Below are 11,241 nucleotides of genomic sequence, written 5' to 3'. Positions count from 1 at the left end.
AGCAAAAAACCGCCCCAATAACTGGGACGGTTTCTTTTATAAAGACTTTAAATCTTATCTTTTAACCATTCGTATCGATTTAACTTTATCCCCTTGTGATACAACAACATTGTATACACCTGATGGATAATTGCGTCCAATCTCTCTTGTACTCAATTCTGACACGGTCGCTTGTTTAGCTTCCAACTGTCGTCCTATCATATCGTACACTTTCATTTCTACAAGAGCGTCGCTTGAACTCTCGATGTCTAAACTAAAGTGTGAAGCAAACGGGTTAGGGAATGCTTTTACATTAAAGATATTCTCAACTTGAGCGGCATTCATTCTTGCTATTGGAGTAGTAATTGTACAAACATCTCCTCCATAAGATTCTTGCCACAATCCATTGTATCTAACGGCAACATCTACTAAATAGGTAGTGCCAGGGGCATAACCGCCAGGTAATTGTGCTGCTGTTAATGAAGATAGGTTTCCTGTTAATCTTTCTACTACTCTACTGATTAATGGATTGGATTGTAAGCGTATTCTAAAGCGATATCCATCAACTAATAAAACCGTTCCTGCAAAAAGTGTTGGTGTTAGTGTCGTTAGCGTTTTATTACACTGACTGGTTACTAACTTAGAAAACGGAACACCTGGTGTTCTTACCATACAAGCAGCTCCCCATGCAGTTAGTGGTGTTACCCCTCCTACTCCTGTAAAGGTTCTTACTCGTATACTGTAATCCGTGTCGTATGCTACTCCTCCTACTAATCCTGTTATTGGATAAAAATAATAATTTGTAGTAGAAACTATTGGTCGCACACCTGATGCATCAGTAACTTCAAACTCATATCGAGTAGCTGTAGCCACCGGACTTGCCTGTATAACAGTATCTATAAAAGGCAATGTTTTACCACACTGCGTTGGTCTAATAGTTGTAGTTAAAGCAGGTGTTGGTGCAACAAGTGGTGCTTTTACAATACACGCACTACCATAAGGATACTCTGTAGCACCAATAAATGGTTTTACACGTATGCTGTACTCTTTACCATAAGCTAACCCACCTCCAGGTAATACTGTAGTTGGATTAAAATAAGAGTTTGGCCATGTATATAGCGTTACCGTATTAGGTGCTGTGGTCAAGGTAATCTCGAAACGATATTGTGTCGCTCCAGGAACTGGATTCGCTTGGATAACGGTATCAATTGTTGGAACAAATTGACCACATTGTGCTGCTCTAATTTGCGTACAGATACCGGTTGTTACTGTTGCTGTTCCAGGAGTACTGGCATTAGAACAAGTCGAAACAATATCACGAACACTTATTAAAATATAATCTACGGCACCCACTACAGTAGTTGGAGCTACTATAAAGGTACTAGCACTACCGGCTACAGTGGTTATTGTTGTTGGTGTACCTAATGCTCCTACTTTATACGTAAACTCATATTGTAGCGTACCACCCAATCCTGTTGTTCCTAAACCATTTGCTCCGGTAAAGGTAACTTGTGGAGACGAACCAAAACAAGTGGCTACAGTACCTGATATAGTAGCTGTTGGCGATTGATTTACAGTTAATGTTCCATCTTCATAAGTAATGTCGTAGTTACTGCTACCCGGTGTTGCTAAACTAGGTCGTAACGGATAAGAACCTGCTAACGAACCATCATTTCCTATTACCGTTAAGGTTACCGATAGGATATCACCAGCTACGTTGTAGTTTTTAGTAAACCCTACATTCAAGTCGCCTGAACCACTAAAAGCACCTCCAGCACATTTAATTTGATTGGTGGCTGTAATAGTAATAGGTCTTACAGCAATGTTTGCGGTAGTCGTTGTTGCATTAATGTTATAATTACCTGCATTGGCACCACTAATACTAAGGCCGCTAATGGTTACTGTTTTGCCTGTACCAAAATCTTTGGTGTCAAAAGCACCGGTTGCACCGGCTGTACTTAATACTACTCCCGCAGTTTCACCAGGTAGTACCCCACTTAGTGTAGCACCAGCTGTGTTTATAACTGCATCTGTATTGCCGTCATACACTTTATTGTCAGCAGTAATGCCTGTTACAGTTAATCCTACTGGAGTAATGTCTTTTTTCTGAGTAAATTCCGGTTGAGTCAAGATGTAGTTGTCTTTTTCAGAACCTGTAAGTTCAGTAGTAGAAGTAATGGTCCAGTTTCCTACATTAGCACTAGCATAATAGCCTGATGGCGTAAACGATAGATTAGCAGTATCTGATGGATATTCACCTTGCAATTCTGTTGCAGGAACCACCGACAAGATAGCCGTGTTCGTTTTATCGTACACTTTATCAGCTGTAGCAAGATTGATGATTGTTACTTCTTTTTGAGAAATACTGGCATTAGGTACTGTAGGTTGCGTGATAATATAATAATTATCTTTCTGAGCACCTGCAAGTTCAATTGCAGCAGTTACTACATAAGGTCCTCCCGCATTTTTTGTAGGGAAAGTACCTTTCTGAATTAACAATACCTCATCTGTACCTAACACTTGTGCACCTAAATCTCCGCCTGTTATTGTGGCAGCTGTAGTCGTGTCATACTCTTTACTTAAAGAGGTAGCACCAGAAATCGTTAAACCGAATGGTGTAATAGTTCCTACTGCCTCACTAATTGTTGTAGTACTCAAAGTATAATTACTAGCATTAGCGCCTCCTAATGTTAATCCTGAAGCCGTTACGGTTTTGGTTGGACTTCCTGGAACATTTCTGTTGTCATAAGTAGCATTCCCCGTATTGATTACAGTAACCACTTCAAGAGGTAAAATTCCAGATAAATTAAAATTAGCCGTAGTTAAAGCTGGCTTAACAATTTTATCCGTATCATATACTTTGGTGATTGCAGTGGCTGAGAAACTTGGCGTTAATACAATAGGCGTAATATCCGCAGTAAGACCTGGTCTTTGGTTTGGTGTAGGAAGCACATACGCACCAGCCTGAGCACCTGAAAGGGTATACCCTGTTAAAGCAACTGGTTTAGCAGTTCCAATATTTATAGTATCAAAATTATAAGCAGGTGTTCCTAATAAAAAAACCGTATCTCCTGAAATGATGCCACTTAAAGCAGCAGTGCCATTTACAGTAGCTGTAGTGTTACCGTCATATTGCTTGTCATTTGCAGAGGTAATACCAGTAATCGTTAACGGGATAGCCGTTTCCCCTAAAGCCACATCATTAGAGGCATTAGTTGCTGCAAAAGCAGTCGTATTGGTATAATTTGGTGTTGTAGTAGGATTTGACGTATCACTTGCACCATCTCTTCTTAGCATTTGTACGGTACCTGTTGGCGTTACACCACTACCTGCTAGTTGTACTTTGTACGCTGCACCCGTAGAAGATTGTGTAACATTCCAATATCTATTTCCAAAACGAGTAATCGTAGTGTTAGCAGGAATAGTACCTGGATAAGCACTTTCAAACTGCTCTATAGTTGCGGTTCTTGAAGTTACAAGACCAGGATAAGTAAAAGTAACAGGACGATAAACACCATCTTTTCCTACTGGGAACGTTCTGGAGATATCAGTACCTGCAAATGTAATTCTAAGTTTACCATTTACATATTCAGTAGCACTACCTCCACTTATTGGTGTAGTAGCATTGGTTACAGCAACAACATCTGAAGCTGTACCTGGATTAACCAAACCATCTGTCAAAGTCAAAGTACCACTTAAAGTAACATTACCATTCGTAGTTACACCAGTTGCGCTAGAGTTGTTTACAATTAAATTAGCATAATCACTTCTTGATGATAATGTCTGAGCAAGAGAACCATTATATTCTATTGTAGAAGCAGCTCCTAAAGCAACAGTAATTCCTGTTGGATTAACCGAAGCATTTGCAGAACCTGAGAAACCATCAGCATCTGCTGTTACAAATTTACCGTTAATGTTTACAGTAACTCCAGTTGTTTCGGCTTGAATTTCTTGATTGGTAACACTGAAAACAGCTTCTGGTGTTGCTGGAGAAACTATTGCAGCATTTACTGTAAAACTAGCTCCACTTCTGAAGGTATAATTCCCTGAACCTCCATTTACGTTAGCACCCGAAATCACTACATTGTTATAAGGAGTTGATACATTTATAGGGTTTGGTGGAGTAGATGTTGTGATCAAACTATATATAGGACCTCTCATTCTGTGAGAAGGGCTATTTCCTGCAAACTCTATTGTACCACCTGTCAGGTTATAACGTCCCATATCTGGAACTGTAGCTGCTTTTGCTAAAATCAATCGGCTGGAATCTGTCATCGCTAGGATAGTCGTGTCATAATCACCAAAAGTATTATTTTCTGCATTTACAATAGCGGCATCTTTAATAGTCGCTGTACCATCAATATTGGCTGTAGCAGATGATAATTTTTTAGTTCCTCCATTAGAGAAAATTACATTTTTATAATTCAGTCCACCTCGCAAGGTTTGCTCTGTACCTACAGCAGCATTCAACTCTATAGTAGAGCCTGTGGCAAAAGTACGTGTACCTGTAATACGAGGGAAGTTATCTGTAGTAGTAACTACAGCTGATCTGTAAGTACCTGTTGCATCAATTTTTAATGGTCCCGCACCAGTCATGTTTGCTGCATCGGTTTCAATAAAAATACCATTTTTAATATACAAACCATTTGCACTAGAAGCAGAAACTGCAGCAGAGTTGGTTAGGGTTAAAGTTAAAGCGCTTGTATTCAAATCACATAAAATATTTTTTGAATTCGAAGACGATACTAAAACATCTCCCGTTTCTTGATTTACTCTACCAATATATTGAAAATTAGTAGCCGTTTGATTGGTATAGGTTCTAGTATTGGTTTGAACGTTACCAAATGCAGTAGTACTAAGAAGACCCTTATTAGAAGTAATCTTTAAAGTAGATCCATTGGCAAAACTAAAGGTTGTACCTGTTGCTCCTGAAACATTCACAATATTTAAGCCCGTGGTTCCTGCTGATAAATTCGTTGGAGAATCATAAATACCATCGAAACCAAAATCCAACGTAGCTGTAGCATTCGTAAGAGCAAAAGAAGCGTTAGTTCCTAAGTCTAAATTCTGATTAATCAGTTTCACATAACTACCTGTTGCTCTAAAGCTAATACCATTGTTTTCAGTAGCAGCAGTCGAAGCAATATCAATAGTTTGAGTAGTTGCCGCTGTAGAACCATTACCTCCGCTCACAAAGTTAAAGTTAGTAGTTGTTGGAGGTATAGTAGACGAACTTGCTCTTAAAGTATTGGTACTTGTAAACTTCAAATCTCCTTTCAAGTTCACAGTTACTGTACCAGCACTTCCCGCTGTATTTGTTCCACCGTTAAGGTTAGTAGAAAGTGAACCAGCACCAGAACCATTATAAATAATATCACCATCTACATTCAAAGTAAATCCTGAACCTGCAGTAGTACTATTTAATAACGTGAAACCATTAGTAGAACCTGAAGTTCCTAGTATACTTCCTTTTACTGTGATGGTTGGGCTCACTGCAGAAGTGGTTCCAGTTATTGTAGAAGCAAAGGCAGTGTCAAATAATATATTACGTCCAATAATAAAAGTAGAAGCATTATTTGTTATTGGCATACTAGCTCCTGTTCTGAATATCAAATCATTGTGTGTTAAATAATTTGTCGCAGAAGACAAATTCCCTCCAGTACTTAAACGGGTAGGAGTATTACCAGAACCAGTATCTATTATTAAGTTACCAAAATAAGCGGTAACTCCAAGAACAGTGTTATTGGAAATCACAGCAGATCCAATAGTAGAATTGGGTGAAGCAGCAGGAGGTAAAATACCAGCAGCAGCATCACAACTCTTAATTACGAAATTTGATAAAGGACGGAAATTTTCAACTCCATTCCACATTGCTACAGCATCAGCTGGATTAGAAGGATATTGATAGTTAAAAGTTCCATTGTCTTCAATATCAAAATTGTTATTGATAGTAAGTGGATTAGCAGTATAAGTAAAAGTACCACCACTGTAGATATAAAGTGAATTTATCCTGTAAGTATTAGCTGATATAACAGCACCTCCAGAAAGCACTTTAAGATTTGAAGAAGTTGCACCTCCACTAATAGCCGTACCTATGGTAACAGTATGTCCGTTTCGTACCCATACAGTCACAGTGTTGTCAATACTTACTGATGGTTGCGCAGTTCCTGACCAAATATTGGTTGTAGCGTTAAACGTTTGGAAATTTCCAGTTGCAGAACCACCACCCCATGTGATGGTAGTTGAATTCGTTCTAAAATCGCCAGTAACATATGCATAATCTCCAATTTCAAAAGCAGACGACTCATAAGGACCTCCTGAAATACCACTAGCAGCAGCAGTCAGTTTTAATCCTGTTCCTAAAGCTGTGTGAACAATTGATGTAGCATTAAATGTAGCCAAACCATTAGTAACGCCACTAGCAGCTACTGTAGTTCCTGTTAATGTACCACTAGATGTAACCGTTACAGAAGTGGTAAAATCTAAATCTCTGTTACCATTACCATCGTTTGCAGAAACAGTAATCGCTGGCATCGCCACATTAATCGCACGATAGGCCACTGGATTCGTTACAAACGCTAAACGATCTGCAACAACAGCAATTTTATTGTTTGTAGCAACAGTTGAAGAAGTAGCACCACCCGCATCGGCAGCAGCAAAACCTGAACCAGTAGCAGCAGCTGTAGCTGAAGAAACTGCCATACGAATCAACGTATTATCGGTTACTGTTGATGCGAATGTTAATTGTAACGTAAGTGTTTTTGTTCCAAAATCAGCAGTAGTAAACGCTGCCGTGTTAGGTAAACCTGCAAATGTAATCGTATTAGACGCTATAGTAGGTTCAGAAGTATTCACTTTTACGCCACCGCTCATTAAAGCAGCTGAGCTAATAGCAGCAAATCCTGAAGTCACATTAAATGCAATATCTGTTAAACGAGTACCCACATTATCAGCATCATCAACAACACCGCCACCATCTTCAATAATAAACTGGAATACCGGTAAACTATTTGCCGCAGTAGCCGGAGAACCTTGGTAGCTACCATAAGCAATATTGGTTGGAGGAGTGAAACCGCTATCAGCTACAATGTCTGATGTATTACTGTTGATTCCTGTACCTTGAATATTATAGGTATACGTAGGCTCACTACTATCATTACTATCAATCTCGATTTGAGCAGTACGAACACTTGCAGCTGAAGGATCAAAAGTAACTACAAAGGTAGTAGTCGCAGGAGTAATAGTTGTAGAAGTAGCAGTAGTGTTAACAGTACCTGCTGCAACTGGAGTCGATGGCTGTGTAGTCACCGTAAAGTCAGCAGCGTTAGCACCTGTAACTCTAACTCTAGGAGTACCTGTTAAGTTTAACGCTAAAGCTCCTTTATTTTGTATGGTAAATGTTTTAGCTTGAGAAGCAGTTCCCGGAGCAACCACACTACCAAAGTCAGTATCATCACCTGTAGCAGCAGTATTCGTATCATCACCAGGGATGATCACATTATTTCCTCTCACTACAATTTCTGATTCTTGAATTCTTGTTCCTGACAATAATACGTCATCAATTCTATATTCAGTAGCAGCAGCTGTAGTATTGCTAAAACGAATTCTCAAGTTGGTTGTTGAAGGTATAACTGATGCACTAGTTCTAAAATAATAGGTACTTGCAGTTGTACCTAAAGCAGTATATGTTACAGGACTGTAAGTAATACCATCAGTACTTACCTCTACCACTAATCCTGTTGATCCCGCAGCAGAAGTCGTACTTCTCCAAACATTAAAACTTAGTAAAAGATTACTAAAAGTCTCCGTATCGATACCTCCAAACTCTACATATCTAGTTGTGCTTACAGCTAATTGAACGTTACTTGTACCAGATGCTGTAAAGCCATTAGGTAAAGTACCTGATGAAGGATTAGTTGTTTGTATAGAGGTTGAAGTACCAACAACACCAGAATTAGTACCTGCATAGGTAAATGTACCTGAAGGAAAAGTAGAATAACCTGTATAAGTAGCAGCTATAACATTAGAGCTTGAACCCATAGTTTCATAAAATACAACTTGATTCCACTGTGCATACAAAGTTAAATCGGCAGTACCCATAGTGTAGCTAGCTTGATTGGCAAAAGCTACGGCACCACCAGCAGTGGTAGACCAACCTGCAAAAACAAATCCTGTTTTTGTAAAACCATTTGCTGTTAAATTAGCCGAAGAACCAGAGGCAATACTTTGACTAGCGGTAGAACCACCAGTATTAGTATTTCCGTCAAAAGTTATCGTATAAGTTATCGCAGTCCATTTAGCAAACAAGGTAACGTTAGCCGTTCCCATTGTATAACTGGCACCGTCAGCAAAAGCTACTACTCCACCCGCAGTGGTTGCCCAACCTGCAAAAGTAAATCCAGCTTTAGTGTAGCCATTAGCATTCAAATTTGCCGAAGCTGCCGTAGCAATTACTTGACTAGTAGTAGAACCACCTGTTGATGTATTCCCATCAAAAGTAATCGTATTGTTATTGGCTGTCCATTTTGCAAACAAAGTAGCATTGGCAGTTCCCATAGTATAACTGGCACCATCAGCAAACGCTACTACACCACCTGCGGTGGTTGCCCAACCTGCAAAAGTATAACCAGTTTTGGTAAACCCATTAGAGTTTAATGTAGCCGTTGCATCAGTGGCAATAGTCTGACTGGTAGTAGAACCACCTGTATTGGTATTACCATTAAACGACAGTGTATTGTTATTTGCAGTCCATTTTGCATATAGCGTAACGTCTACTAATCCCATCGTATAGTTAGCACTGTTAGCATAAGCTACTGCGCCACCTGCAGTGGTTGCCCAACCTGCAAAGGTATAGCCTGTTTTAGTAAAGGCATTAGCAGTTAATGCAGCTGTATTTCCTTCAGCAATGGTTTGATTCGCCATAGTACCTGTGCCGGTATTAGCATCAAAAGTAATATCGTGAGTAGTTGCCGAGGTCCAAATCGCATATAATGTAGCATCAGCAGTTCCCATGGTATAAGAGGCACCATCAGCATAAGCTAAGGCACCACCTAATGTAGTTGACCAACCACCAAAAGAAAAACCAGCTTTTACAAACCCATTTGAATTTAAAGTGGCCGAAGCCGCTGTAGCAATAGTTTGACTGGCAGTACTACCGCTATCCTCGCTATTTCCGTTAAAAGAAAGCGTATTATTGTTAGCGGTCCACTTGGCAAACAAGGTTGCATTTGCGGTTCCCATAGTATAACTAGCTCCGTCAGCATACGCTACTGCACCACCTGCGGTGGTTGCCCAACCCGCAAAAGTATATCCCGTTTTGGTAAACCCATTAGTAGTTAATGTAGCTGACGCATCAGAGGCAATTGTTTGACTGGCTGTAGAACCACCTGTATTGGTATTACCATTAAAACTTAACGTATTGTTATTGGCAGTCCATTTGGCAAATAAAGTAACATTAGCACTACCCATAGTGTAACTGGCATTGTTAGCATAAGCTACCGCACCACCCGCAGTGGTTGCCCAACCTGCAAATGCATAACCTGTTTTAGTATACCCATTAGATGTTAGGTTAGCCGAAGCAGCTTGTGCAATAGTTTGAGTAGCGGTCGACCCTCCTGTTGATGTATTGCCATCAAAGGTAACTGTGTAAGTAGGTGTCCATTTAGCAAATAAGGTAACATTAGCACTACCCATGGTATAACTGGCACCGTCAGCATAAGCTACTGCTCCTCCTGCGGTGGTTGCCCAACCTGCAAAAACGTTTCCTGTTTTAGTATACCCATTAGCAGTCAAGTTTGCAGAAGCACCTTGAGCGATAGTTTGTGTGGCTGTAGAACCTCCTGTTGACGTATTACCGTCAAAAGTAACGGTGTAGTTAGTAACAGAAGGCAATGCATTTGAATATTCAATATCATCAATATACATAAACGCATTGTTTGTGGAGCTAGTTTCAGCAAAAAAACCTACTGCAGTCAAATTTGTAACAGATCCACCTCCAGCAGTTGCAGCATTAGTAACAACTCTTGTTCCATCAACCCACAAATCCCAGGTTTTCGTAGCCAAAGTATAACCTGTACCTGATATTGTATAATTTGCAGTACCTGCACCATTATTTGCGTATATTTCAACAATTTGATTAGTATCTTTTGCTAAACCACTTCCCGTAACAGAAGTATTAGAACCTCCATTTCGTCTGACAACAGTAAGGGCACCTGCGGTGTAGGTTAACGTTAAACTTACTAATGAATTAGCATAATGAGCTGTATAACTTTGACTATCATTAGCCATTGTACTATTACCCATTGATATATTTAGTACACCTGTAGCACTTCCAGTTGTACGAATCTTAGTTTTAAGATAAGCAACAGTACTTGGCGTGGTCCAGTCATAAATCCCTAACTTATTTGTAGCAGCTGAAGTCGCAGCATTCAACTGCAACTCTGTATTTGTACCAAGTGTTGTTCCAGGATTAGCAGCTACAATTGAACCTCCAGCAGCACCTACACGAACTCTATACGTTCCACCTCCCGAAGGCGTTGCTGTTGCTGGTGAAACTGTAGTGCTAAAGAAGGTGGTCAATCCAGTACCAGAATTAGCATTATTAGCTGTACCTGTACCTGAACCAAAATCATAAGTCCACGGTTGAGCAGTTGCCAACTCTGGAACTAGCATCAAGGCAAAAAACACCAATAAAACTAGACTTGTTAATTTGCTTTTTGTGGTATAAAAAGCTTGCGTAAAGTTGTTCATAAAAAAAGGGTTTAATTAAAAAACGTTTTTGTTTTAATGTAAAAAAATAAATATATAGTGAGAAGTATGTGCATACTTCTTCTTATAATCGAGCAAAAAACTTGGGGGGACTACAAACGTAAATAAAATAATGACTTCTGCAAAGGTTTTTTGTAAAAAATGCAAAAATTGTTAATAAATAGGCTTATTCGTTAAAAATAGTATAGCATTTAATGTGTTTTGTTGCTTTTGTTTTGGCTAAAAAAACCACTTGTTGTAAAAAAAACAATATGCTATACGCCTACTTTTGGCTTGTAAATGATGTAATTTCCCCAAAATTACCATTCAAAGTTACACAGTTTCAAGAGAGTTGAGATGAAACGAATGTTAAATTTTTGTGGTGCTTTTGTAAATTTGCCGTTGGTCGAGATTTTGCGTTTTTGGTCGACAGTTGGTAATTTAAGAATGTAGGAAAAGGTGGAGAATAGCGATTTGAATTACCATTTGTCAATTATCACACCACCGTCACTTCGA

Annotated in this window: 1 protein-coding gene; it reads right to left on the bottom strand. The window is 39.3% G+C overall.

The annotated features are described in order from the left end of the window. Positions 1–54: 54 nt before the first annotated feature. Positions 55–10,728 carry an InlB B-repeat-containing protein gene (locus F6464_RS10905; RefSeq protein WP_151107842.1) on the bottom strand — a complete coding sequence of 3,558 codons (10,674 nt, stop codon included), beginning with the start codon at positions 10,726–10,728 and terminating at the stop codon, positions 55–57. Positions 10,729–11,241 lie beyond the last annotated feature (513 nt).

It is taken from the genome of Flavobacterium luteum (assembly GCF_008806775.1).
GTDB lineage: Bacteria > Bacteroidota > Bacteroidia > Flavobacteriales > Flavobacteriaceae > Flavobacterium > Flavobacterium luteum.
Note: the sequence above shows the minus strand (reverse complement) of the source record. Positions and strands in the feature narration are given on the sequence as shown.